Source organism: Tepidibacter aestuarii, from assembly GCF_934924865.1.
Lineage (GTDB): Bacteria > Bacillota > Clostridia > Peptostreptococcales > Peptostreptococcaceae > Tepidibacter_A > Tepidibacter_A aestuarii.
This window is the reverse complement of the sequence record NZ_OW235315.1, coordinates 2260673-2286163: the sequence shown is the minus strand read 5'-3', so window position 1 is coordinate 2286163 and position 25491 is coordinate 2260673. Positions and strand designations below refer to the sequence as shown.

The window sequence follows — 25491 nt, the reverse complement described above, 5'->3', positions numbered from 1 at the left end:
TAAGGTGCTGGGAATTCCCAACACCTTATTTTTTTCTTTTATTTATGTATCTTACCAAAAGCATTATAGAAAAAATTACTAATGATATTAATAGCATTATTTTGACTACAGACCATAATATTCTTAATATTTTATTTATGTCTACATTAAATAATATAGAGTTTATATCTTCTAATGCAACCAGGTTAACAGAAGATATTACTTTGCCATTTCTTGAAATTTGTATTTTTCCTACATTGTCACCTTTTTTTATAGGTATTTCAAGAGGTTCTTTTAACATTATTTTAGTTTTTATATCCTCTATATTTTCATCTTTTTTAGTAACTATATCGAAATCTTCTTGTGCTTTGTATTTCAAGATCTTCTCTTTAGTGAATAGAATTTTTTTACTTCCAAGTTCAGCATCTTTACTTATAATATTGTGTTTTGTATAATTGTCGAATCCATAATCTATTACAGTTCTGGAATCTTTATAAACTTCGTTTCCTTCAGATTTTAATACAACTGAAATTAATCGGAATCCGTCTTTTTCCCCACTAGATACTAAGCATTTTCCTGCAATATCCGTATAGCCTGTCTTTATTCCGTCTATTAAATCATACTTTATATCTACAATAGAGCCCTTATACTCTATTGTATTTCCTCCTCTAACTCCCCATAAAAACTTATTTGTACTTTTGAAAACTCTATCATAGGGATACTGCTCAGTTGCAGCAATTTTAATGTATGTAGATTTAACTATCTCTCTAAATTTATCATACTTCATACATTCTTTTGCTATTAAAGCTAAATCGTATGAGCTAGTGTAGTGATTCTCATCTGGAAGTCCATTAGGATTAACAAAATGAGTATTTCGTGCGCCTAATTCTTCTGCTCTTTTTGTCATAAGCTTTGCGAATTCTTCTGTAGAGCCTGAAATATGATTAGCAAGAACTACAGCAGCATCATTTGCAGATTTAATAAGAAGAGCTCTTAAAAGCGTTTCTACTGTAAATGATTCCCCTTGCTTAATATAAATGGAACTACCATCTATATATCCTAAATCATAATCTATAGTCACTACTTCATTTAAATCACAATTTTCAAGAGTTAAGAGAGCGGTCATAATCTTTGTTGTTGAAGCTGGATACATTTTTTTATGTATGTTTTTGCCGTACACAATTTTGCTAGTATCATAATCCATTACAATTGCAGACTCTCCTAAAATACTAGGTCTTTCATCTGCAAAAGAAGTTATAAAGGAAGATGATATTAAAAATATTGCTAGAACTAATGATGTGATTTTTTTCATATATACCTCCTTTGCTTGACAATACAATATGATTTTAGTATATCATATTTTTGTCAATAATATAGAACAGGAGGGATATTTTATGAATTTTAATAAAAGAAACTGTACTGTATTTTTTAGTATATTATTGATTGTGACTATAAGTATGTTTGTAAACAATAAAATAAACTTTGGAAAAGCTGTATATGTAGTAAGCCCTAAAGAAGATAAGTATATTGAGCAAGAAAATGATATTAAAGAAAATATAAGTTTGGAGAGTGAAGAATTAGGTATTGAGGATGAAGACTTAGAAATTGCAGTATTTATAAGTGGAGAGATAAGTACGTGTGGAGTTGTAAATATGAAGAATGATTCAAGGCTTATAGATGCAGTTGAAAAGCTTGGAGGTCTTACCCAAAATGCAGATATGAATAGAGTTAACTTAGCTATAAAATTAGAGGATGGAGCTCACTATATAATTCCTAGTGTTGAGGATAAAGAAATTCAAGCAGATTCTAACGATGATATTGAAAATGATACAGATTATAATAATTATAGTAATTCTAATAATAATTATAATTCTGATAATCATTATAACTCTAATGAAACAGTATCATCTAAAGTGAATATAAATAGAGCCAGTGCTAGTCAACTTAAATCCTTGAATGGAATTGGAGATGTTACAGCTTCAAGAATTGTAGAATATAGAAGCCAAAATGGAAATTTCAAAACTATAGATGAGATAATGATGGTAAAAGGAATAGGTGAGAAAAAATTTGAATCGATAAAAAGCGATATAAAAGTAAAATAAATACAATATGAGCTATTTTACCTAATGAATATACTATCGCTTATATCTATAGAATTAAAAATCTTTAATATATCATCATTTTTAAACCTCACACATCCTAATGATTCTTTTGTTCCAATACTTTTTTCATTATTTGTTCCATGTAATCCATAAGATTTTTTATTTAAACCTATCCAAGCTGACCCATACGGACTTTTGTTTTCTTTAGGATCTTTATTATTTAAATCACTCTTTTGAGATTGATCCATGGCATTATTGTAATTATTGTCTTTTTTTTCAGAGTCGTCCTTTTTCTCGCCTCTTACACTCTCTTCTTTGTCTTTACTATCTAACATACTTTTCTCACTTTCTGTAGATAATAAAGCCTTATTCTCTACATACAACATTCCTATAGGTGTAGGAGTTTCTTCGTCTCCTATAGATACAGGATATTGCTCAGTAATCTTATGATTCTCTAACAAATATGCTTTTTTACCTTTAGTATCAACTATAACTTTATTTTTACTTTCATTAAATTTAGATAGAGAAAAAGGGGATTTCTCCCCTTCTACTTTTGCAATATAAAATTCATAGTTATCTTTTGAATCTTTATCCCATAACACCTGATATGCTATCTCTCCATTAGCATACCTCATATTTAGCAATATCTTCGATTTATCAGTCTTAGACTGTATATCTTCCAGCTCTTTAGTAGCTTTAAGTATTACTTGGGTTAATTTCAAGTCTGCTGATATACGCATATTAGCTATATAAGTGTCCTCATCTATATCTTTTAAATTAAGTACATTTCCATAATAAAAAAATGTATTTTTCTCTTTTGTTATTTTTTCTTCTGCATGAACATTATATATAACATTTTCTGTTCCATGTTTAAAGATATTGAATTTATTTGCTATATCTATATTTTTTGTAACCATAAATATATTTGCTAAAAAAGATAAAAAGAGTAAACAGATAAGTAATGCCATAGTAAATATAGGCTTGTTTACTTTCTTGCTTTTCTTTTCGGAAGTATCTACAGATCTATTTAAACTCATTTTCAAATTATTTAAATCCTTATATTTTTTAGCAGCTTCTTTGCTTCCTTGAGAAGCTAATATATGGAATACATTCATAGCTTTATCTGTATATCCTTTACTTTGATATTCTTTTCCTAGCTCAAACAATGCTTCTTCATTGCTGCTATCTAACTTTAAAACCTTTTTGTACCAATTGTGATCATTTTTAGATATGTACATATTATTTTTAACCTTAATCAAATTATCTTTCACTTCTTATGGAATCCTCCTTTTTATAGATATAGTAATCTTAAATCTTTATATCTATTTTTACTATTATTGAATTTATTTGCTATATTTATACTTTTTGCAACCATAAATATATTTACTAAAACAAATAAAAGGAGTAAGCATGTAAGTAATGCTATAGCAAATATAGGCTTGTTTACTTTCTTACTTTTCTTTTCAGAAGTATCTACGGATCTATTTAAACTCATTTTCAAATTATTTAAATCTTCATATTTTTTAGCATTTTCTTTATTTCCTTGGGAAGCTAAGATTAATATAAATAGAGTCAGTGCTAGTCAACTTAAATCCTTGAATGGAATTAGAGATGTTACAGCTTCAAGAATTGTAGAATATAGAAGCCAAAATGGAAATTTCAAAACTAATAGATGAGATAATGATGGTAAAAGGAATAGGTGAGAAAAAGTTCGAATCGATAAAAAACGATATAAAAGTAAAATAAATACAACTATAAAACAAAATATGATATTATATACTTATGTTAGCGACATGAGTTATGCGCTAGTATGAAGCTAATTTTGTACCAAGAAGGACGGTGGATCTAAATGGAAAATAAAATAAGATTAACTCAGATGACGACTTCTGCAGGATGAGCCGCAAAAATTGGGCCAGAGGATCTGGCTAAAGCTCTTAGTAATCTGCCGAAAATAGAAAGTGATAAGCTTATAGTTGGTCTTGATACAGCGGATGATGCTGCTGTTTATAAATTAAATGAAGAAATGGCATTGATACAGACTTTAGATTTTTTTACACCTGTTGTAGATGACCCTTATTTATTTGGTCAAATAGCAGCTACAAATTCATTATCTGATATATATGCAATGGGGGGGAAACCTACTGTTGCCATGAATATAGTATGCTTTCCATCTTGTGAAAATATGAGCATACTTGGTGAAATATTAAAGGGTGGATTTGATAAAGTAAAGGAAGCAGGAGCCTTATTGGTAGGAGGACATACGGTTGATGATAAAGAACCTAAATATGGTCTTTCTGTATCTGGGCTTGTACATCCTGATAAAGTTTTATCAAATGCAGGAGCTAAAGTTGGAGATGTATTAGTTATAACAAAGCCTGTTGGAACCGGTATAATAAATACTGCTATAAAAGCTGATATAGCAGATAAATCTGTAGAAGATGAAGCAATTAAGATTATGACTCATTTGAATAAATACGCAGCTATTGCTTTTGATGAAGTAGATGTAAACTCGGTAACGGATATAACTGGGTTTGGACTTTTAGGACATACTCTTGAAATGGCAAAAGCATCTGATGTTTGTATTGAAATCAACTCTAATGAAGTTCCTATAATAAACTCTACGATTGACTTTGCTAAGATGGGAATAATTCCAGAGGGAATGTATAAAAACATGAGTTATATGTCAGATGATGTAGAAAGTGAAGGCATAGAGCAACATATAATGGATATTTTATATGACCCACAAACATCTGGAGGATTATTAGTTTCAGTTGAAAAAGAAAAAGCAGATGAGTTAATAAATAAAATGATAGAAAATGGGTCTATAGAGGCGAAGATAATAGGAAATGTGGTCAAAAAAGAAGGTAAACATATAAAAGTTAAATAAAGAGGCTAGCCCCTCTTTATTTTTTTACAAATTTTAAAAAAGTATACGTTTAAAATGTTCATAGGAAGACTTTTTTATAGTCTAAAATATGTTATAATTGATTGTAAAAAGTATTTTTTGAAAAAGTTATATATTAATCAAACTAAAAATAGATGAAGGGGCGATCAACTTGAATAAGAAGAAACTATTTTCTTTATTACCATCTGTAGATGAGGTACTAAATGATAAAATTGTAATAGAATTAATCGAAGAATACCCTAGAAGTTTAGTTGTTGATACAATAAGAAAAAACATAGATGCTATAAGAAAAAATATAATAAGTTTAAAGGAAGAGCAAGCAGAGGATTTTTCTATAGATTATGATGAATTTATAAATAATATTGTAAATGAATTGAGATTATCTTATTCTCTTTCATTAAAAAAGGTTATAAATGCAACTGGAGTAGTTATACACACAAATTTAGGAAGATCTCTTTTAGCTGATATTATAAAAGAGGATGTTTGGCAAGTAGCGTCAAGATATTCTAATTTAGAATACGATATAGATAATGGTAAGAGAGGTTCTAGATATTCTCATCTGGAAGAAATAATTAAAAAAATAACAGGAGCTGAAGACGTACTAGTAGTAAATAACAATGCAGCAGCTGTTTTATTAGTTCTAAGTACTATGTCAAAAAATAAAGAGGCTATAGTATCAAGAGGAGAACTTGTTGAGGTTGGAGGATCATTTAGAATACCTAAGGTTATGGAAGAAAGTGGTGCAATATTAAGAGAGGTAGGTGCCACTAATAAGACTCACTTGAGAGATTATGAAGAGGCTATAAACGAAGAAACAGGAGTATTACTTAAGGTTCATACTAGTAATTATAGAGTATTAGGTTTTACTGATAGTGTTGATATAGATGAATTATCTAAACTATCAAAGGAACATGACATACCTGTAATTGAAGACTTAGGTAGTGGTTTGTTTGTTGATATATCAAAATATGGTCTTAGCTATGAGCCTACGGTTATAGATTCTCTTAAAAAGGGTGCAGACATAGTAACTTTTAGTGGAGATAAAATACTAGGAGGGCCTCAAGCTGGAATAATTGTAGGTAAGAAAGAATATATAGAAAAAATGAAGAAAAACCAGTTAACTCGTGCATTGAGAGTAGATAAATTAACTATAGCAGCTCTTGAGGCTACGTTTAGACTTTATTTAGATGAGAAAAAGGCAGTTAAGGAAATACCTACTTTAAGAATGCTAACTTATTCTATGGATGAATTAAATGATAAAGTTCAAACATTATATAAGATTATAGAAAACAAGAATTTAGATGCTGATATTAAAATCGAAGATGGACATTCTCAAGTTGGAGGAGGATCTATGCCTCTTGAAACTATAGATACTAAGGTTATAACTATAGTTCCTAAGAACATGGGTGTGTCTGAGCTTGAGGAAAGATTAAGACTTAGCGAAGATAATATTATAGCTAGAGTGTATGATAATAAATACGTTTTAGATGTTAGAACTATATTTGATGATGAATTTGAGATTATATCAAAACAACTAGAGACAGTGCTAAAATAGGAGGGTTAGTATGAAAAATATAATAATAGGAACAGCAGGACATATAGATCATGGAAAAACAACTCTTATAAAATCTCTTACAGGAAGAGAGACAGATAGATTAAAGGAAGAACAAAAAAGAGGTATATCAATAGACTTAGGATTTACTTATTTTGATTTACCTAGTGGAAAAAGAGCTGGTATAGTAGATGTTCCAGGTCATGAAAAGTTCATAAAAAACATGTTGGCTGGTATATCAGGTATAGATATGGTTTTACTTGTTGTTGCTGCAGATGAGGGCGTTATGCCTCAGACTGTTGAACATTTAGATATTATGAGTTTTTTAAATATAGAAAAAGGAATTATAGTAATAACAAAGTGTGATATGGTAGAAGATGATTTCTTAGAGCTTATAAAAGAGGATGTAAAGGAGAAGGTTCAAGATACTTTCTTAAAAGATGTATCTATAATAGAAGTTGATTCTATAAGCAAAAGAGGAATAGATGAATTAATAGGTGAGATTGATAGGATAAGTGATGAGGTTAAAGATAAAAATTTAAATGCTCAGCCTAGATTAAATATAGATAGAGCTTTTTCTGTTAAAGGATTTGGAACTGTAGTTACTGGTACATTGATAGAGGGGAGTATAGATGTAGATGATACTTTAAATATATACCCTCAAAATAAACCTACAAAGATTAGAAGTATACAGGTTCATGGACAATCTGTAAAAACAGCTTATGCAGGTCAAAGGGTAGCTATAAATTTATCTAATGTTAAGGTTGATGAAATTGAAAGAGGAAATGTATTAGCTTATCCTGAATCATTAAGTGAATCTATGATGTTGGATGTAAAACTTTCTTTAGTTAAACATTCGTCTAGAATGGTAAAATACTGGGATAGAATAAGGTTTTATCATGGTACTAGAGAAATCCTAGGTAGAATAGTTCCTATAGACAAAGAGGTTTTAAATCCGGGTGAGGAAGGTTATTGTCAAATAAGGCTTGAAGAAACTATTGTAGCTAAGAATAAGGATATGTTTGTAATAAGATTTTATTCTCCTATGGAAACTATAGGTGGAGGAATTATACTTGACTCAAATCCTAAAAAACACAAGAGATTTGATGCAGATGTTCTTAATTCTCTACAGTTAAAGGAAAAAGGAGATTTAAAAGAAATAATAGAAGAAATTATAAAAAAACATAGCAAAGAATACCCTATTTTAAATGATATTGCTGTTTACATTGGCGAAAAAAGGGAAATAATACAACAAGAGATAGATGTTTTGTGTGAACAAAACAAGATCATGAATATAAACAGTATATACATACACAAGAGTTTTTATGATGATTTAAAAAATAATATTATAAGAGTATTATCTAATTCTCATAAAAACAATCCTCTTAAAAAAGGAATATCTAAAGAAGAATTAAGAACTAGAATAGAGAAAAATTTAAAAACTAAGGATTTTGATGTTTTATTAAATCTTATAGTAAAGGATAATGATATAAAGATTGTAGATAATATAGCTAGCTTATATGATTTTGAAGTTGCATTTAACAAATCCCAATTAAATATACAAAAAGATATAGAAACTAAGTTGAAAAATGATAAGTTAACACCTAGAAATATATCTGAAATTATACAAGATAGAAAAGAGTATCGAGAAGTTTTAGAAGCATTATTAGGAGATACACTTGTTATGGTTACTGATGATATTATATATCATAAGGAGAATTATGACATGGCAGTTGATATGGTGAAAAAACATTTAGAAGAAAAGAAGACTTTGACTTTATCGGAATTTAGGGATTTAATAGATGCGAGTAGAAAGTATGCCATGGCCCTTTTAGAAGATTTTGATAGAAACAAGATAACAAAAAGACTAGGAGACAAAAGAATGCTTTTCTAGGAGGAATGCTTATGGTAAAAATATTAATAATAGATTCTCGATTATTATTAATAAAGGAAATAAAATATGCATTTGAATATGAACACTATAGAATTGATAAAGTCAGTAGCTCACAAGAGGCTTTAAGCAAAAAATATAGCGATTATGATATAATAATAATAGATTCTGAAATAGGAAAAAAAGACGGATTTCAGTTGTGTAAAGAAATAAGAGATATATCAGAGGTACCTATAATAATGATAACCCCACAAGGAGAAGACTATAAAAAGATAATGGCACTTGAAATTGGAGCCGATGATTGTCTGTCAAAACCTGTTAATATATTAGAACTTAAGGCTAGAATAAAGGTTATATTGAGAAGAATTCAAAAAATAGAAGATGTAGGAATGCTATCTGAATTTAAGGTTGGAAACTTCGAAATAAATACACTTGGTAGAAAAGTTATTTATAAAAAAGAATATATAAATTTAACAGGGAAAGAATTTGATTTATTATTATTTCTAATAACTAATCCGGGAGAAGTATTTGATAGAGAGTATTTACTTCAAAAAATATGGGGATATGAATATTATGGAGATTTAAGGACGGTAGATGTTCATATAAGAAGACTTAGAGAAAAAATAGAAATGAACTCTTCAAGTCCGAGATACATATTAACTAAATGGGGAAAGGGATACTACTTTAAAAAAAGTTAAAAAAACCTATTTAGTTTAGGAGGTAAATATGAGAAAAAAATTATATTTTATAATGATGATATCAATTCTGATGATATTTGCAGCTGGATGCAATAATAAAGCGTCAAATAGCGATATCAAAAAAGAAGAAGTTAAACTTTATTACTCTAGTATCGACAATTCAAAGATACATTGGGTTACAAGGCCTGTAGAGTATATAGACGGGGAAAAATACGATGTTACTTTAAAAGCTTTATTAAATGGTCCTTATTCTTCTAATATGGTTAGAAGTATAAATGAAAAAACAAAAATAGTATCTATAAACAAAGAAGATGATATATTGCATATAGACTTATCTAAGGATTTTTTCGATTTTAAATCAGATATGGATGAAGTTAATTCGGTGATAACTATTAGTAATACTTTAAATCAATTTGAAGAAATAAATGGTATAGAAATAAAAATCGAAGGTAAGGACTTGATATCTCCTGATGGTGAAAAGTATGGAATATTAAAAGCATTTAATTTAAGTGATGAAAAAAATGCATCTCTTACTCTATATCTTCCGGATGAGAATTTAGAATACCTTGTCCCTATTAAAACTAATATTGTAGTAAAAGAAGGAGAATTAATAGGTCAAAAGGTTATCGAGCAGCTTATAATCGAATCTGATAAGCAAGAATATAACGTAGTACCTAAAGGAACTAAATTATTGAACTATTCACAGGATAAGGGAATAGCAAATGTAGACTTAAGCCAAGAGTTTATAAAAAATTCAAGTGGAGGATCAACAGCTCAGACTATGGCTATATACAGTATAGTAAACTCTTTAACAGAATTTAAAAATATAAATAGTGTATTATTTTTAATAGAAGGAAAAAGTGTAGAAGGTTTTTCTCATTATGAATTTAACAAACCTTTTTCTAGAGATGAAAGCTTGGTAAAACATTAGTTAAAAGCCATATGAATTTTGATTCATATGGCTTTTGGCTGGATTGCAAATTATAAAGGGGGCGAGAGACCTGTATTAGATTATCTGATGGACAGGCTGTATTATATGAAAAATACTAAATGGCAGATTAAACTAGGAATTATGTTGCTGATACTATCAGCTGTATTGTATTATATAAATTATATTGTATTTCATGATCTTCACCATATGTTTGTATTTTTATTGGAAGATTTAGCATTTATACCTATAGAAGTTCTTGTTGTAACATTGATTATAGATAGAGTTATTGAAAAAAGAGAAAAACAGCATCTTATTCAGAAACTAAATATAATCATAGGAGTATTTTTTACTGAGGCTGGAACTGAAATATTGAAATTTTGTGCAAGTAATGATGAAAATGTAGGAAATATAAAAGATAAACTGATTATTACAAATAACTGGTCAGATTCTGATTTTAATAATGCTGTAAAAATTATAAATAATCATACATATTCCATAAAAATAGAAGATGTTGATTTTGAAAAAGTAAAATCTTTTCTTGTAAGCAAAAAAGATTTTACTATGAGACTTTTAGAAAACCCTAATCTAATTGAGCATGAAACTTTTACGGAATTATTAAATTCTATATTACACTTAGAGCAGGAATTGATAATCAGAGATATATCTACATTATCTAAAGACGATATAGAGCACATGGAAATTGATGTTAAAAGAGTGTATAAATATATATTAACTGAATGGGTGTATTATATGAGGCATTTAAAAAAGAAATATCCTTATTTATTTGTAACTGCTATCGATAACAATCCTTTTAAAAAAATGTAAAAGTATAAGCAGAAGTTACAAAAAATTAATTAGTCTTTTTTAATAACAATTTAAATTATGATATATTAAATAATAGTTATTTGAAACTTATGCAAGTTTCAAATAACTATTATTTATTTTTTAACCTTTGTATACCTCCTATTATTAATCCAATAGGTACTATTGAAGCAATGATAAACTGTATTGATTCTATTTTAAATCCATTCTTAAATAGAGTATAAATAAAAGGTAATAGCATAAAGATTCCCCAAATTATTAAAAATAAAGGATATTTGTTTAATCCTGTTAAAGGTTTTTTTACTCTTCCAGTCCCGATGTAATGTCCAGGATTATACTGATTGTCTTGCCATTCTTTTAATTCTTCTAATTCATCATTAAAATCTTTTCTTTCGTCCATAAAATTATAGCCTCCTTTGTTTAACAAAGTAATGAAAAATTATTAATAGAACTTATTTTTATTATAACATAATTAATGTATAAGAAATTGGAGGAATATTTGCGATAATATTGGGAATATTACTATAGAAATATTATATATATCAATTGTGTTTTATTAACATATCCTATTACATCGTCAAAATCATAGCAAAAATGACAAAAAGTACTTGCAAAAATACAATATGCATGTTATTATATAGAGGTGGTAAGGGAAAGTCATAACATGGGAGTAGATGGTGGCTGGTGTTGCCTCTGGTCTTCAAAACCAGTTCGGGGAGTTAAGAGCTTCCTGGGTAGGTTCGATTCCTACATATTCCCGCCAATTAAACGAATAAAAGACCTCTTATATAAGAGGTCTTTTATTCGTTTAATTGTTTTTTCTCTGTTAATTTAAAAATCTTTTCATTTTCATCCCAAGTGTATAGCTCTTGTTGTGAAGTTTTACTAATTTCTTTAAAGTCTTCTTTCTTAGGTGTAGATACAGACTTTGCCTTTGATTGAATGTTTGTAGTTATTGCAAGTATTTTAGGAATGTCTTCATCTAGATAATCTATTGATGTTTTTTGGATATTTTTATTCCAAATATCATTAGGAGCATTTTTATCAAGCCAAATATCCTTGTATATTTCATCGTAATAAATAGATTTTTTGAAAGTATTTTTAAACGAGTTATTATCAAAATAGAAGACTTCAACAAAATTATCTATAAAGAAAGCACCTAAACGTTCATCTAATAATTGTTCTACTACTAAAAAATTCTTAAATAAAGATATGTTTTTTACTGGAGACAGATTTGTTATTTTAGTTTTGTAAAAATACTTATCATTCATACTGTCCTCGTATATGGCTATTAATGCGTTGTCTTTGGATAAATTTAGACTAAATAGAATGTCCTGTTTATCATTAGGAAGAACATCTAACTTATATATTTTAAGGTCTATATAATCTATGTATTCATTCCAATTGTTATATCCAGTAGCATTTAACACATTCTTTATTATTTGCTTTCTCAACACCTCGTTCTTTGGGTCATCCTCAGAAGAACTTAAATAATTATCTACTACATTTTTATCGATTAAGCTATTATAGCACTTAGGAAAAAGTATAAAACAGTTGATTGCTATTAGAATACTTAAAATAAATACTAATTTTCTCAAAAAATCACCCCTTACATATTTATTAATATATGGCTTGGGCATATTCTAATAATTTTATATATTTTTTAGGTTGTTTATCTCATCTAATATTTTTTTTATAAACCCGTCATCAAGATCAAATAAAGAGTATATTTTTTGTTTATTTTTATTCAAATTACACTTTAAAATTTCTTCATTGAACAATAAATAATTTTCATTATTTAAATAGATTCCTGCTAATTTTAAAGTATCTTCGTAATTCGATATTAATTTAGATATTTTAGTTATAGGATAATTATTTATATATTTTGGTGATTTTTTGAAATATAGTATAGATTCATTATACGCATTTACAAAATTTCTTATTGCAGAGATTATATCTTTATCTTCTTTTGTTAAAGGAGGATTTTTTTTATTTGTTTTTTTGTAGATAACTTTTTTAGGTACTTTTTTGAATTTTATATTGTTTTTTTTCTTATTTTGTAGTTTACTATAAAAATGGTCCGAATTTAATACAAAATTAGAGCTTAAAGTATCGTTTGTAGGTTTATTAACTTTATTTATTGGATCGATTTTGGGTATATTATTAACTGGAGATTTATTAGTGATTTTCATAATGTTGATTCTAGAACTATTTATTCTGTTGATCATAATATCACCTTCCTTTAATGATATATCGTTAATATTATATGATTTATATAGGTGTTTTAGATTAAAAAATAAAAATAGGAGGCATAGTATGCAGAAAAATTTTTCTATGAGAACAGAACTTTTATTAGGAAATGAAGGAATGAATAAGCTTAAGAATTCGAAAGTTGCAGTTTTTGGAGTAGGGGGAGTGGGAAGTTTTGTATGTGAAGCTTTAGCTAGAGCTGGGGTAGGAACTTTAATAATGGTAGATCATGATGATATAGATATAACCAATATAAATAGGCAATTACCAGCTCTTCATAGTACTGTTGGAAAAAGTAAGGTTGAATGTATGAAGAAAAGAATACTTGATATAAATCCTGATATAAATGTTATAGCTCATAAGAGATTATATGACAAAGATAGTGCAGATGAGCTGTTAAGCAAAGATTATGACTATGTAGTAGATGCTATTGATATGGTATCGTCTAAAATAGATTTAATAGAGAGATGTTATAAAAATGATATAAGAATAATGAGCTCTATGGGTATGGGAAATAAATTAGACCCTACTAAGATAGAGGTTACAGATATAACTAAAACTCATATGTGCCCTTTAGCTAAGGTTATGAGAAGAGAACTAAAAATTAGAAATATCAAAAAATTAAAGGTTGCATATTCAACAGAGAAACCTATAAAGCCTGTTAAGAGTATATCTAGTGAGTCAAAGAGAGAAACTCCTGGAAGCACATCTTTTGTTCCTTCTGTAGGTGGTCTTATAATAGCATCTGTTGTAGTTAATGATATAGTTAGTCAATAAATAGTTCATTCATTAAATCGTTTACTTCTTTTTTTAGTTTATTTGTTTCATTCAAATCCAAGGAGATGCTATCTTTATTTATTAATATTACATCTCCTTCTTTTGCTGATTTTGGAAGTTTTGATATGTTTATATCTATAAATGATTTATCTTCAAGTTCTACTATTGCAAATTTATTTTCAAATCTATCTATTATTCCTCTCATCAAAATCATCTCCTATAGTTTTAATGGTCTCTTATAACTAAAAATCTCATAGCCGTCACAAAAAAGCACTATATCGTCTTGTTTATCTGTTCTATACAAAGGTATATTATATTTTTTTAAAAGAGTCAATGTTTTTTCACTTGGATGGTTGTATTTATTATTATGCTTGCAAGAAATGATTGCAATATCAGGACTTACCTTTAAGAGGAAACCTTCGCTTGTTGAAGATGAACTTCCGTGATGACCTAATTTTAGAATATTAGATTTTACATTGTAATTTGAATTTATCATATCTTGCTCATTTTGAAATTCAGCATCTGCTGCGAATAAAAAACTTTTGTTTTTATAAGTTGATTTTATAACTAATGAACATAAATTATTTTCGCTATAATTTTTCATAGGACTTAAAACATTGCATTTAATAAATTTACCTAATGAAAAACTCATTCCTGATTTAGCTTTATGTATTTTTAAGCTTTTATTTTTAGCTACTAAGAGAACATCTTTGAATGTATTTGTATTATGACTTTTATTTGGCATATAAAAATAACCTATATCAAAATTGTTTATTATATAATCAAGACCTCCTATATGATCTGCATCAGGGTGTGTTCCTACCAAAATATCTATTTTTTTGATATTAAGTTTATTTAAATAATCAACTACTTTTTGACCATGAGAATTATCTCCTGCATCTATTAACATGGTTTTGTTGTCTGGAGAAATTAAAAGAGTACTATCACCCTGTCCTACATCTATAAAATGAACAGAAAGCAAATTTTTATTTAAACTACAATTTATAGATTCTTCATTTATTTGTGAACAACTGCAAAGGATAGTTGATAATATAATAAATGTTACTAAGAATATTCTTTTCATAAGCCACCTCCATTAAATAGTATTGAGTTATTTCACAAAATTAATAAGTTTATCAAAAAAGAAAATGGGGAATATATTAAAAAGTTATTAAAAACTTCAAGTTGATGATTACAAATACCTGTTGAGGGTATACAAGAATATATGATAGAATAGATAGAGTCAAAGGAGGTAGATTCACATTTTTAAACCAGTAGATATAGAAGTAAAAAATGAACTAGATGAATATTTAAAAAATTTAAATTATGAAGCTTGTGAATATAACTTTACAACGTTATTCATGTGGCAGCATTTATATAAAACTATGTATTATAAAGGAAAAAATTTTATAGTTATTATAGGTGAATATGAGGACCAGAAATTCACTGTAATACCTCTCGCCGAAAAGGAAAATTTAAAAGACGCATTTGAATTTATTGTAGATTATTTTAAAAACAATGATCAAAAAATCCATTTAAGAGCTGCAACAGGAGAATTTGTTGAATTTTTAAAGGAAAATTATAACGAAAAATTTAATTATATAGAAGAAAGAGACTATTTTGATTATGTATATTTAGGAGAAAACTTAAGGAAACTTCCGGGTAGAAAATATCAAAAGAAAAGAAATCATATTAATTATTTTTTAAAAGAGTATGAGGGTAGATTTGAGTATAAAAGATTGCATGAAGAGAATTTTGATGAATGCCTAAACCTTTTAGAAAAATGGACTGAAAATAAAGAAGATGATGAAAGTATATTAAGTGAAAAAATTGCAATTGAGAAGGTATTTAAAAACTACGATAAGCTAGATGTAAAAGTAGGAGGAATCTATATAGACTCTAAATTAGAAGCATTTACATTTGGAGAATATTTAAATGAGAATATGGCACTTATACATGTAGAAAAAGCTAATGCAGAAATAAGAGGATTATATCCTATAATAAATAAGTTGTTTTTAGAAAACGAATTTGAAGATGTTGAATTCGTGAATAGAGAAGAAGACTTAGGGGTTGCAGGTTTAAGAAAAGCCAAACTATCTTATTATCCATATAAATTCGTAGAGAAATATACTGTACTGGAGGTTTAATATGAAAGTTAGATTTGCATATAATGATGATCTACAAGAAATAAAAAATATGTGGGAATACTGTTTTGGCGATACTGAAATGTTCATGAATTATTATTTTGATGATAAATATAAATGTAAAAATACATTAGTAGTTGAATATAAGAATAAAATAATATCTTCTCTTCAACTAAATCAATATAAAATAAAAATAAATAATAATATATATGATACATCTTATGTTGTAGGTGTATCTACACTCCCTGAAGCTAGAGGAATGGGTGTTATGAAGGATTTGATGAATGCTTCTCTTGAATATCTCTATGACAAGGGTCAAGTAGTATCTGTACTTATGCCTATAGATTATAGATTGTATAGAAAGTTTGGATATGAACATTGCTATGATCAGATAAACTATGAAATAGATATGGAGCTTTTAAAAGATTTTAAATCAAATGGTATTTTTAAAAAAGCTTCAAACGAAGATATTAATTCTATTATAGATATTTACGATTGCTTTTTAAAAAATAAAAATGGATACGTAAAAAGGGATAAAAAATATTATGAAATATTATTTAAAGAAATAGAATCAGAAAGCGGATATATATATATGCATGAAAATGAAGAAAAAATAGATGGATATATAATATACTTTAAAATGGACGATACTATGTTCATAAGAGAAATTGCTTATAAAAATATAGATTCTTTAAAATCTATATTAAAGTTTATATACAATCACAATACTCAATTTAAAAAAGCTAGCATTAACTCTGTCATCGATGACAAAATAAAGCTTATAATTCCAACACTTAAAAAAATAAATATGAACATAAAGCCATTTATGATGGGAAGAGTAATAAATGTCCAAAAATTTATAAATGATTTAAATATAAAGGAAGATATAAATTTAAAATTGAAAGTAAAAGATGAGTTTATAGATCAAAACAATAAGATATTTTTGATAAATAATAAAGACGTGATAGAGTGTTTATCTACTGATGAAGAAGATGTTTCCATAGATATAAATACATTTAGCCAATTGGCTTTTTCTTATATAGATGTAGATGAAGCAGTGTTTTTAGGAAATATAGATATGAGAAATACTAGTTGTATTAATATTTTAAAGAAAATATTTAATAAAAAGACTAATTATATAAATGAATACGTTTAAAGAGCCAAGTGCCCTTTTTAATTTTGGTTAAATTATAGAATTTTTAAACTGCAGATAATATTACTTAGAGAACAGAAGTAACAATTATTTTGAACAATGAAGTCTGTAAGACTCGTTGGCGACATGAGTCAATGAGGTAGCATTAGACGGATTTTGTGAATAAAGATATTATTTGTGAATAAAGATATTATAGGAGGTGAATAGGATGGAAGCTTATTCGTATCTTATAATAATACCTTTAATAGTCAGTATAACTCAAGTTATAAAAACAGCAGGAGTTCCAAAAAAATTTGCACCACTAATATCATTAGTTATAGGAATGGTGTTATGTATATTTTATGAAAGTAATGTAGATATAAAACAGCGCGTGTTAGACGGTATAATAGCAGGACTTATTGCTAGTGGGTCATTCTCTGCATTCAAAAGTGTTGCGAAATCTAATAAAAAATGAAATTGTATCGGTTCAATGATTATTGTTATATAAAATTTTCCTTGGTATAATGGAGTTGAAATAATATAATAGGGGGAAATTTTATGAAAAATACAAAATTATCTAGTTTGGTTCTTATGGGACTTATGACTGCAATGGTTTGTGTCGGCACAATGATGATTCAGATTCCTGTACCTGCGACTAATGGGTTTATAAATATAGGGGATAGTATAATATTTATAACGTCTGTTTTGTTTGGACCTGCAGCTGGTATGGTAGCTGGTGGAATAGGTTCAGCTCTTGCTGATATATTAAGTGGATATGCTCATTGGGCATTATTTACATTAATAATAAAAGGTCTTGAAGGATTAGTAGTAGGTATTTTAGTTAAAAAATATAAAAATAAATTTATATTATCTACATCAATGGTTATAGGGTCTATAGTTATGGTAGTAGGTTATTATATTGGTGGAGGAATATTAAAAGGAAGCTTTATAGTATCTTTAGAATCTATTCCTTGGAATGCAGTTCAGGGAGTTTCAAGTACTATAATAGGAGTTTTAGTATCTAGTGCAATAATGAAGACTAACTATATGAAAGTAAACAAGACTGCGAAAAACTAAATTTAAATATATTTTAAATCCGGAAATTATAAAAATAATTGCCGGATTTTTGTTTGTTTATATAGGCCTTTGATTATAATATCAAATAACATTGAGTAAAAAGGAATGATATAAATGAGAAGACCTATTCTCCTAATTTTATTTATAAGTATTATAATTTCACTTGTATATACAAAAAACTATAAGGATAAATTTTATGATATAGAAGATAAATATATAAAGGTTGAAGGTATTGTTAAAAATGCTATTTATAAAGAATACTACTATGAGTACGGGGTTGGGAATTTTTTGATAAGAGATTTTAATAAAACTCAAAAAATAAATATAGGAGAATATATTTATGTAAAAGGAATTTTTAAAAGTTCATATAATATGATGGTAGATGAGTTTAATTATGGAATGTACTTGAAATCAAGAGGAGTAGATGGAATAATAAATTCTGAGTATATAAGATCATGCAAATCCCATAATATATACTCCTATATAAAAAAAGTGAGAACAAGTTTAGAATATTCAACAGAGAATATTTTTAGAGAAAATTCTTCGTTTATAAATGCTTTAATATTAGGAGATAAGTCTAAACTAGACATAAATATAAAAAAAGCATTTTCAAGGGCAGGAGTAAGTCATATAATAGCTTTATCAGGTCTTCATATAGGTATACTCATATATATTATTACCCTTATTATCGGAAGGATTAAAAGTTTATTAAAATTTTTTATAATAAGCTTATTAATATGTTTATATTCCTTTATTGTAGGGTTTAGAGGATCAATGTTTAGAGCTTGTATTTTCAGTTTTATAATATATTTATCTGTGTTCGTACAAAGAGAGTATGATGGTATATCTACTCTTAGTTTTGTAGGAATTATTTTATTTATAATAAATCCGTTTATTATATATGATATAGGAGTTCAGTTGTCTTTTTTAGCTACGATATCTATAATATATTTTTATAATAAAATTGATAAATACATAAGATGTCCTTTGATATCAACAACATTATCTGCGAGTATACTGACTATACCTGTTGTTTATTACAAATTCAACATTATATCCAACATATTTTTAATAAGTAATATTTTGATAGTGCCTACTGTAGGAATACTTATAGGGTTGATTTTTATGTGTATTATTTCTTATTATATTAATTTTAACATTATTTATTTGATGTTATCTAAAATAGTTTCTTTTATAATACTCTATATAAAATCTATTGTATTTTATTTATCTAATATGAAATATTCATATATAGAATTTGAAACTGTGCGTTTGAAATTAGTCGTGCTTTATTATATACTTTTAATGGCATATATGATATATAGCGAAAGAAAAACAGTAAAGGAGCAAATAAATGAAGTACGGGGATATAATTAAAGATATAAAAGCGAATAAATACCAAAAGGTATATACATTTTATGGTAAAGAAACATATCTTATAGATGGATTGATAAAAAAATTTAAGGAGAGTCTAAACAGTGCGTTTATAGATTTTAATTTTTCTACAATAGATGGAGGCCAAACTAGTTTAGATGAAATTATAAGTAGCTTAGAAACTATTCCTTTTATGGATGATAGAAAGATTATAGTTGTTAAAAATTTTGAAATTTTAACTGGTAAGAAAAAGAATTTCACACAACAGGATGAAGAAGAAATTTGTGAGTATATAAAAAATACTCCAGACCATGCTATATTAATATTTGTAGTTTATTCGGATATAGATAAGAGAAAAAAGTTTAGTAAGGAACTTGGAAAACATGGAATATTGTTAAACTGTAATAAACTAGATAATAATGAACTCCTTAAATGGGCTCGAAAAAAATTTAAAGATGAAAATGTAGAAATAGATAGTTCTACATTGAACTATTTTTTGAACAATCTAGATTATCAAAATAAGAACTCGGATAAGACCTTATCTGATGTAGAAAATGAAATTATAAAGGTAACTTCATTTGTAGGATCGGGTAAAAAAGCTTCAGTAAAGGATGTGGATGAGTTATCATCTAAAAAAATAGAAAATGATATATTTAAATTAATAGATTTTATAGGAAATAAAAATGCTAGTGAGGCAATAAAAATATTAAATGATATGATTGTTAAAGGTGAATCTCCTTTAATGGTTTTGAGTATGATTTCAAGACAGTTTAAAATAATAATGCAGGCTAAGGCGTTAAATAGAAAAGGAAATCCAGAAGGCGTTATAGCAAAATCTTTAGCAATTCATCCATATGTTATAAAAAAGGCATTAATACAAAGTAAAAAATTTGATAATCCTACGATAATAAGACTACAAAATGAACTTTTAGAGGCTGACTACAGCATAAAAAATGGCCTTAAAAAGGATATATTGGCTTTAGAAATTATAATATCCAAATTCTGCCTATAGGCAGAGTTTGGATATTAAAAAAAACCCCGTGTATTGGGGTTTTTCTAGTATATTAACCTGCTATAGTGTTTAACTTTTTAGCTAGTTTAGATACTTTTCTAGCAGCAGCGTTCTTGTGCATAGTTCCTTTAGCAGCTACTTGGTATATTTTCTTTTCAGCAGATCTGAAGTTGTTTATTGCTTCTTCTTTGTTTCCAGCAACTAAAGACTCTTCAAATTTTCTTATAGCAGTTTTAACTTGAGATTTTCTAGCTTTATTTAAAGCTGTTTTCTTAGCTATAACGTTTATTCTTTTCTTAGCTGATTTTATGTTAGCCAATCTGTTCACCCCCTTGTATGTATAATGGTTCTTCAAATATCAACAAAGTAGATTTTATCAGAAACAAAACTAAAAATCAAGGATAAATATAGATTAATGATATTTTAAAGTGTAACTTTTAATATAATAGACAAAAATCCGAAAAAATATAATAAAATCTCTTAATTTGTCTTAAAAATTAAAAAATTTTGTATTTAAATATATAAAAATTTAGATAATATATGTGCATATGAAGTTATAAAAAAACAAAAAATTGTAAAAAATAAATAGTAAATATTTATTATAGATTATGGAGGGGTACTTTTGAAGAATATAAGAACTGATTTAGCTATTGAAGCAAGAGAAATGTATAGTGAAGAAAGAGATGTTGAAATACCTGGAGTTAAAGTTGATAAAGAAGAAAATGAGGATTATTCAGTTACTAGAATTGAAATTATGGACGATAAAGGAAAAGAAATAATGGGAAAAGAAAAAGGAAACTATATTACTATAGAATCTAAGTATTTGACATTCGATGATGAAGAATCTAGAAATACAATTGTTGGATGTGTGAGTACAGAATTAAATAAATTATTTGGCGATGAAAAAAATAAAAAGACACTGATAATAGGTCTTGGAAACTGGAATATAACATCTGATGCACTTGGTCCTAAAACTGTATCAAAGACATTAGTTACTAGACATTTATTTAAAGCCTATAATAAAGAAGAGGATAAGGATTTAAGTGAAGTAGCAGCTCTTAGCCCTGGTGTTATGGGAATAACAGGTATAGAAACTAGCGAAACGGTTAAAGCCTTAGTAGAGATGATAAAACCTGATAGAGTAGTTGCTATAGATGCATTAGCTTCTAGAAAATTAGAAAGAGTAAATACCACTATACAGATATCTACTGCAGGAATATCTCCTGGAGCTGGAATTGGAAATATAAGAAAATCTTTGAATGAGGAGTATTTAAATGTACCTGTGATTGCAATTGGCGTTCCTACAGTTGTTGATGCTGCCACATTAACATCTGATGTTATAGATATGACTATAGATAACCTTATGAAAGAAAGTGCAAAAGGAAAACAATTTTACAATATGTTAAAATCATTAGAAGAAGAAGAAAAATATAGTTTAATTAAAGAATTACTAGAGCCATTTGACCAAAATGTAGTAGTCACACCTAAGGATATAGATGAAATAATAGACAATTTAGCTATAATACTTAGTATGTCTTTAAATAAATCACTACATCCAGGAATAAATTAATAAATCTTCTCATAATATTTATAAATAGATTCAATATTATTTTACGAAAGAGGACAAGAATTAGGGGAGGTATACAAATGAAAAGAAGATCAATAATATTAAGTATTATCTTAAGTATATCTTTTGTGGCTATTTTTTCTATTACAAGTAAGGCTATTAGTTCAAATGAAGAAGATTTTTTAAAATATTTAATAACTAAAACCTATCCTGAACTAAAGGAGGAAAAAAAGAACAAAGGACTATTCAAAATTGGAATTAATATGTTTAAAAAAGATGAAAAGCAAACTAGAACTAATAAAGATGGAGAATTTATAAAAATAACTGTTAACGATAAGAAAAACACACAAAACAGCAATAAAACTGTAAAACAAGCAAAACCTATAAAGCCTCAAGTACCACAAAAAGTAGAACTTGTTAATGGAAAGCCTCAAATTTTGATATATCATACTCATGCTACTGAAAGTTATGAGCCAGAAAGAACTGGTAATTATCACTCTTTAAATAAAAAGTATACAGTACTAGCTGTAGGTGAGGAGTTAAAAAAGAACTTAGAGAAAAAGGGATATAGTGTTTTACATAATCAGGAATATCATGATTATCCATCTTTTAACGGATCTTATTCAAGATCTTTAAAAACAGCTAGAAGTGTATTAAGTAAATACGATAGTATAAAGTTTATATTCGATATACATCGAGATGGAATAGAAATAAAAAATGAAGAAATGAGAAAAAGTACGAGAAAACGAGAGACTGTTACTATAAATGGAGAAAAGGTAGCAAGATTTTCAATAGTAGTAGGACCTGAAAGCCCTAATAAAACAGAAGTAGAGAAGTTCGCCAATTATATAATGGATATAAGCAATAAAAAATATCCAGGTCTTGCAAAAAAAGTCATAGTAAAGCCGTATGGGAAATTTAATCAATTTTTATCAAATAATTACGCTTTGGTAGAAATTGGAGGAAATGCAAATACTATAGACGAGTCTTTGAATACTGCTAAATATTTATCAGAGATACTGGATGAGGTTTTAAAAAATATGAAAAGGTGATCTTTATGGGAAGACTAGAAAAAACTATAGAAAATAAAAAAAATAAGAAAATTGTAAGAACTAGAAGATTGTTTACCTTGGTTACCTTTATAATATTTTTATACTGCATAAACACAGTTGATTATAGAACTAGAACTTTTATGGGTATTTACGATAAACCTATTTATTATAAAGTATATACATTTGTTGAAGGCTTATCTTATAAACTAAGATAAGCCTTGTTTAGTTGATATAAATATTAAATGAATAAAAATTTATTGAAATATAGATAATTACATTATAAAATAAAGATTAGATTACTTGTTAAAATAAGTTTATATATGCATATTTTAATATAGATGAGGAGGAAACATAAACGAATGAATAAACAAAGTAGAACTCGTAATTTCAGTATAATAGCTCATATAGATCATGGAAAATCTACTTTAGCTGATAGATTAATTCAACACACAGGACTTATTAGTGAAAGAGACATGAAAGATCAGCTTTTGGATAATATGGATTTAGAAAGAGAAAGAGGTATAACTATAAAGCTGCAAAATATAAGATTGGTATACAAGGCTAAAGACGGTAATGAATATTATCTAAACTTAATAGACACTCCGGGTCATGTCGATTTTAACTATGAGGTATCAAGAAGTCTTGCAGCTTGTGAAGGTGGGCTTTTAGTAGTAGATGCGGCTCAGGGGGTTGAGGCACAGACTCTTGCTAATGTGTATTTAGCAATAGATCAAGATCTTGAAATAGTACCGGTTATAAATAAAATAGACCTTCCAAGTGCTAGACCGGATGAGATTAAGGAAGAAATAGAGGATATAATCGGAATTGATGCATCTGAAGCTCCTTTAGTATCTGCAAAAGAAGGTCTTAATATAGAAGATGTACTTGAGGCTATAGTTAAAAACATACCTGCTCCAACAGGTGATAAAGATGCTCCTTTAAAGGCCTTAATATTTGATTCATACTATGACAGCTACAAAGGAGTGGTGGCATATATAAGAGTATTTGAGGGAACTCTTAAAAAAGGTATGAAAATAAGAATGATGAATACTAAAAAGACTTTTGAAGTTACAGAGGTCGGCGTTATGGCACCTGGACAAGTTCCTATTGATGAATTATGCGCAGGAGATGTAGGATATGTCGCAGCTAGTATAAAAGAGATAAGAAGCTGTCAAGTTGGAGATACTATAACAGATGATGAGAACCCAACAGATGAACATATGCCTGGTTACAAGAAAGCAACACCTATGGTTTATTGTGGTATTTACCCGGCAGAAGGAGAAAAGTATGAAGATATAAGAGATGCACTTGAAAAATTACAAGTAAACGATGCTGCACTTGAATTCGAGGCAGAAACATCAGCCGCTTTAGGATTTGGATTTAGATGTGGATTCTTAGGACTTCTTCATATGGAAATAATGCAAGAAAGATTAGATAGAGAATTTAACCTTAACATAATAACTACTGCTCCATCTGTTATATACAGAGTTACTAAGCATGATGGGGAAGTATTGATGATACAAAATCCAACTAACCTTCCTCCAGTTGCAGAAATACAAATGATGGAAGAACCGATTGTTACATCTAATATAATAGTTCCTAATGATTATGTAGGAGTTGTTATGGAGCTTGCACAAGAAAGACGTGGAGAAATGAAAAATATGGAGTATATAGATACAAGAAGGGTTATGCTTCATTATGAACTTCCGCTGAATGAGGTTATATATGATTTCTTTGACGCTTTAAAGTCTAGAACAAGAGGCTATGGATCTCTAGACTATGAATTCAAGGAATATAAACAAGCAACTTTGGTAAAATTAGATATACTTATAAATAAAGAACAAGTAGATGCACTATCTTTTATAGTACATGAAAGTACAGCATATAATAGAGGTAAGGTTATGTGCGAAAAATTAAAAGATGAAATACCAAGACATCAATTTGTAGTTCCAATACAAGCTTCTGTTGGAAATAAGGTTATTGCAAGAGAAACTGTAAGAGCACTTAGAAAAGATGTTTTAGCTAAGTGTTATGGTGGAGATATATCTCGTAAGAAGAAGTTACTTCAAAAGCAAAAAGAAGGTAAGAAGAGAATGAGACAAATAGGATCTGTAGAGGTTCCTCAAAAAGCATTTATGTCAGTACTGAAAATAGATTAACAATAACAAAGAGTCCTAAAATATTACTTTGTAGTATTTTAGGGCTTTAATATTAGGAGGAATTATA

General features: G+C 27.7%; 28 protein-coding genes and 1 tRNA gene. 20 read left to right on the top strand and 9 right to left on the bottom strand.

Annotation, left to right across the window (positions count from 1 at the left end):
• Positions 1-25: 25 nt before the first annotated feature.
• Positions 26-1291 (bottom strand): D-alanyl-D-alanine carboxypeptidase family protein, encoded by a 1266-nt coding sequence (locus tag M2214_RS11320; protein WP_248478063.1) that lies wholly within the window; start codon positions 1289-1291, stop codon positions 26-28.
• Positions 1292-1373: 82 nt separating this feature from the next.
• On the opposite strand from M2214_RS11320, the gene M2214_RS11315 reads away from it, so the two are divergent.
• A complete protein-coding gene (locus M2214_RS11315; RefSeq protein ID WP_248478060.1) occupies positions 1374-2081 on the top strand; it encodes a helix-hairpin-helix domain-containing protein in 708 nt (235 codons plus the stop codon).
• 17 nt (positions 2082-2098) lie between these two features.
• Here M2214_RS11315 and M2214_RS11310 read toward each other — a convergent pair whose 3' ends face one another.
• Together M2214_RS11310 and M2214_RS11305 are read right to left on the bottom strand one after the other, a co-directional pair.
• Positions 2099-3352 (bottom strand): L,D-transpeptidase family protein, encoded by a 1254-nt coding sequence (locus tag M2214_RS11310; protein WP_248478052.1) that lies wholly within the window; start codon positions 3350-3352, stop codon positions 2099-2101.
• A 20-nt stretch (positions 3353-3372) separates the two neighbouring features.
• Positions 3373-3576 (bottom strand): hypothetical protein, encoded by a 204-nt coding sequence (locus M2214_RS11305; protein WP_248478050.1) that lies wholly within the window; start codon positions 3574-3576, stop codon positions 3373-3375.
• Here M2214_RS11305 and M2214_RS18450 point away from each other — a divergent pair.
• From M2214_RS18450 to M2214_RS11275, 7 genes are all read left to right on the top strand, one after another.
• Positions 3521-3757 carry a ComEA family DNA-binding protein gene (locus M2214_RS18450; protein WP_408648329.1) on the top strand — a complete coding sequence of 79 codons (237 nt, stop codon included), beginning with the start codon at positions 3521-3523 and terminating at the stop codon, positions 3755-3757. The genes M2214_RS11305 and M2214_RS18450 overlap by 56 nt on opposite strands.
• A gap of 173 nt (positions 3758-3930) precedes the next feature.
• Positions 3931-4968 (top strand): selenide, water dikinase SelD, encoded by a 1038-nt coding sequence (selD, locus tag M2214_RS11300; RefSeq protein ID WP_248478048.1) that lies wholly within the window; start codon positions 3931-3933, stop codon positions 4966-4968.
• A gap of 169 nt (positions 4969-5137) precedes the next feature.
• Positions 5138-6541, top strand: coding sequence for an L-seryl-tRNA(Sec) selenium transferase (gene selA / locus M2214_RS11295; protein ID WP_248478046.1), 1404 nt, complete (start codon positions 5138-5140; stop codon positions 6539-6541).
• A gap of 10 nt (positions 6542-6551) precedes the next feature.
• Positions 6552-8432 (top strand): selenocysteine-specific translation elongation factor, encoded by a 1881-nt coding sequence (selB, locus tag M2214_RS11290; RefSeq protein WP_248478043.1) that lies wholly within the window; start codon positions 6552-6554, stop codon positions 8430-8432.
• An 11-nt stretch (positions 8433-8443) separates the two neighbouring features.
• Positions 8444-9127, top strand: coding sequence for a response regulator transcription factor (locus tag M2214_RS11285; RefSeq protein ID WP_248478036.1), 684 nt, complete (start codon positions 8444-8446; stop codon positions 9125-9127).
• A 28-nt stretch (positions 9128-9155) separates the two neighbouring features.
• Complete coding sequence (locus M2214_RS11280; RefSeq protein WP_248478034.1) at positions 9156-10058, top strand: GerMN domain-containing protein; 903 nt, start codon at positions 9156-9158, stop codon at positions 10056-10058.
• Positions 10059-10163: 105 nt separating this feature from the next.
• Positions 10164-10883: a hypothetical protein gene (locus M2214_RS11275; protein ID WP_248478032.1), complete on the top strand. Its 720-nt coding sequence runs from the start codon at positions 10164-10166 to the stop codon at positions 10881-10883.
• Positions 10884-10992: 109 nt separating this feature from the next.
• Here M2214_RS11275 and M2214_RS11270 read toward each other — a convergent pair whose 3' ends face one another.
• A complete protein-coding gene (locus M2214_RS11270) occupies positions 10993-11280 on the bottom strand; it encodes a hypothetical protein (RefSeq protein WP_248478030.1) in 288 nt (95 codons plus the stop codon).
• A gap of 266 nt (positions 11281-11546) precedes the next feature.
• On the opposite strand from M2214_RS11270, the gene M2214_RS11265 reads away from it, so the two are divergent.
• Positions 11547-11643 (top strand) — tRNA-Sec (locus M2214_RS11265).
• Between the two features lie 37 nt (positions 11644-11680).
• Here M2214_RS11265 and M2214_RS11260 read toward each other — a convergent pair.
• A complete protein-coding gene (locus M2214_RS11260; protein ID WP_248478028.1) occupies positions 11681-12478 on the bottom strand; it encodes a hypothetical protein in 798 nt (265 codons plus the stop codon).
• A gap of 54 nt (positions 12479-12532) precedes the next feature.
• Complete coding sequence (locus M2214_RS11255; protein WP_248478026.1) at positions 12533-13108, bottom strand: hypothetical protein; 576 nt, start codon at positions 13106-13108, stop codon at positions 12533-12535.
• 88 nt (positions 13109-13196) lie between these two features.
• On the opposite strand from M2214_RS11255, the gene M2214_RS11250 reads away from it, so the two are divergent.
• Complete coding sequence (locus M2214_RS11250) at positions 13197-13907, top strand: tRNA threonylcarbamoyladenosine dehydratase (protein ID WP_248478024.1); 711 nt, start codon at positions 13197-13199, stop codon at positions 13905-13907.
• On the opposite strand, the gene M2214_RS11245 is transcribed toward M2214_RS11250, so the two are convergent.
• Positions 13897-14112 (bottom strand): DUF3006 domain-containing protein, encoded by a 216-nt coding sequence (locus tag M2214_RS11245; RefSeq protein ID WP_248478022.1) that lies wholly within the window; start codon positions 14110-14112, stop codon positions 13897-13899. The genes M2214_RS11250 and M2214_RS11245 overlap by 11 nt on opposite strands.
• 12 nt (positions 14113-14124) lie before the next feature.
• Positions 14125-14991, bottom strand: a complete 867-nt coding sequence (locus M2214_RS11240) for a ComEC/Rec2 family competence protein (RefSeq protein WP_248478020.1) — start codon at positions 14989-14991, stop codon at positions 14125-14127.
• A gap of 178 nt (positions 14992-15169) precedes the next feature.
• On the opposite strand from M2214_RS11240, the gene M2214_RS11235 reads away from it, so the two are divergent.
• From M2214_RS11235 to holA, 6 genes are all read left to right on the top strand, one after another.
• Positions 15170-16054, top strand: a complete 885-nt coding sequence (locus tag M2214_RS11235) for a DUF2156 domain-containing protein (protein ID WP_248484837.1) — start codon at positions 15170-15172, stop codon at positions 16052-16054.
• A gap of 1 nt (position 16055) precedes the next feature.
• Positions 16056-17207, top strand: coding sequence for a GNAT family N-acetyltransferase (locus M2214_RS11230; protein WP_248478018.1), 1152 nt, complete (start codon positions 16056-16058; stop codon positions 17205-17207).
• Between the two features lie 205 nt (positions 17208-17412).
• Positions 17413-17658: a hypothetical protein gene (locus tag M2214_RS11225; protein WP_248478016.1), complete on the top strand. Its 246-nt coding sequence runs from the start codon at positions 17413-17415 to the stop codon at positions 17656-17658.
• 83 nt (positions 17659-17741) lie between these two features.
• On the top strand, positions 17742-18260 hold the full coding sequence (locus tag M2214_RS11220) for an ECF transporter S component (RefSeq protein ID WP_248478014.1): 519 nt from the start codon (positions 17742-17744) through the stop codon (positions 18258-18260).
• A 114-nt stretch (positions 18261-18374) separates the two neighbouring features.
• Positions 18375-19637: a ComEC/Rec2 family competence protein gene (locus M2214_RS11215; RefSeq protein WP_248478012.1), complete on the top strand. Its 1263-nt coding sequence runs from the start codon at positions 18375-18377 to the stop codon at positions 19635-19637.
• Complete coding sequence (holA, locus tag M2214_RS11210; protein ID WP_248478010.1) at positions 19615-20646, top strand: DNA polymerase III subunit delta; 1032 nt, start codon at positions 19615-19617, stop codon at positions 20644-20646. The genes M2214_RS11215 and holA overlap by 23 nt, the downstream gene beginning before the upstream one ends.
• Before the next feature lie 52 nt (positions 20647-20698).
• Here the strand turns inward: holA and rpsT are convergent, their stop codons facing one another.
• Positions 20699-20965 carry a 30S ribosomal protein S20 gene (gene rpsT / locus M2214_RS11205; protein ID WP_248478001.1) on the bottom strand — a complete coding sequence of 89 codons (267 nt, stop codon included), beginning with the start codon at positions 20963-20965 and terminating at the stop codon, positions 20699-20701.
• A gap of 303 nt (positions 20966-21268) precedes the next feature.
• Here rpsT and gpr point away from each other — a divergent pair, with 303 nt between their 5' ends.
• From gpr to lepA, 4 genes are all read left to right on the top strand, one after another.
• Positions 21269-22216 (top strand): GPR endopeptidase, encoded by a 948-nt coding sequence (gene gpr / locus M2214_RS11200; protein ID WP_248477999.1) that lies wholly within the window; start codon positions 21269-21271, stop codon positions 22214-22216.
• A 77-nt stretch (positions 22217-22293) separates the two neighbouring features.
• Entirely contained in the window at positions 22294-23265 is a 972-nt protein-coding gene (spoIIP, locus tag M2214_RS11195) for a stage II sporulation protein P (RefSeq protein WP_248477992.1), read from the top strand.
• 5 nt (positions 23266-23270) lie between these two features.
• The gene (locus M2214_RS11190; RefSeq protein WP_248477990.1) at positions 23271-23480 is read left to right on the top strand and encodes a hypothetical protein; all 210 of its coding nucleotides are present in this window, start codon (positions 23271-23273) and stop codon (positions 23478-23480) included.
• Between the two features lie 144 nt (positions 23481-23624).
• Positions 23625-25424 (top strand): translation elongation factor 4, encoded by a 1800-nt coding sequence (gene lepA / locus M2214_RS11185; protein WP_248477981.1) that lies wholly within the window; start codon positions 23625-23627, stop codon positions 25422-25424.
• Positions 25425-25491: the final 67 nt, after the last annotated feature.

Coding starts and splice junctions, on each gene's coding strand:
- M2214_RS11245 (WP_248478022.1), bottom strand. CDS start 14,112: ATGAGAGGAATAATAGATAGATTTGAAAATAAATTTGCAATAGTAGAA.
- M2214_RS11220 (WP_248478014.1), top strand. CDS start 17,742: ATGAAAAATACAAAATTATCTAGTTTGGTTCTTATGGGACTTATGACT.
- selB (WP_248478043.1), top strand. CDS start 6,552: ATGAAAAATATAATAATAGGAACAGCAGGACATATAGATCATGGAAAA.
- M2214_RS11225 (WP_248478016.1), top strand. CDS start 17,413: ATGGAAGCTTATTCGTATCTTATAATAATACCTTTAATAGTCAGTATA.
- M2214_RS11285 (WP_248478036.1), top strand. CDS start 8,444: ATGGTAAAAATATTAATAATAGATTCTCGATTATTATTAATAAAGGAA.
- holA (WP_248478010.1), top strand. CDS start 19,615: ATGAAGTACGGGGATATAATTAAAGATATAAAAGCGAATAAATACCAA.
- M2214_RS11215 (WP_248478012.1), top strand. CDS start 18,375: ATGAGAAGACCTATTCTCCTAATTTTATTTATAAGTATTATAATTTCA.
- M2214_RS11315 (WP_248478060.1), top strand. CDS start 1,374: ATGAATTTTAATAAAAGAAACTGTACTGTATTTTTTAGTATATTATTG.
- M2214_RS11280 (WP_248478034.1), top strand. CDS start 9,156: ATGAGAAAAAAATTATATTTTATAATGATGATATCAATTCTGATGATA.
- M2214_RS11270 (WP_248478030.1), bottom strand. CDS start 11,280: ATGGACGAAAGAAAAGATTTTAATGATGAATTAGAAGAATTAAAAGAA.
- spoIIP (WP_248477992.1), top strand. CDS start 22,294: ATGAAAAGAAGATCAATAATATTAAGTATTATCTTAAGTATATCTTTT.
- M2214_RS11320 (WP_248478063.1), bottom strand. CDS start 1,291: ATGAAAAAAATCACATCATTAGTTCTAGCAATATTTTTAATATCATCT.
- M2214_RS11250 (WP_248478024.1), top strand. CDS start 13,197: ATGCAGAAAAATTTTTCTATGAGAACAGAACTTTTATTAGGAAATGAA.
- lepA (WP_248477981.1), top strand. CDS start 23,625: ATGAATAAACAAAGTAGAACTCGTAATTTCAGTATAATAGCTCATATA.
- M2214_RS11190 (WP_248477990.1), top strand. CDS start 23,271: ATGGGAAGACTAGAAAAAACTATAGAAAATAAAAAAAATAAGAAAATT.
- M2214_RS11230 (WP_248478018.1), top strand. CDS start 16,056: ATGAAAGTTAGATTTGCATATAATGATGATCTACAAGAAATAAAAAAT.
- M2214_RS11240 (WP_248478020.1), bottom strand. CDS start 14,991: ATGAAAAGAATATTCTTAGTAACATTTATTATATTATCAACTATCCTT.
- M2214_RS11275 (WP_248478032.1), top strand. CDS start 10,164: ATGAAAAATACTAAATGGCAGATTAAACTAGGAATTATGTTGCTGATA.
- M2214_RS11255 (WP_248478026.1), bottom strand. CDS start 13,108: ATGATCAACAGAATAAATAGTTCTAGAATCAACATTATGAAAATCACT.
- M2214_RS11305 (WP_248478050.1), bottom strand. CDS start 3,576: ATGAGTTTAAATAGATCCGTAGATACTTCTGAAAAGAAAAGTAAGAAA.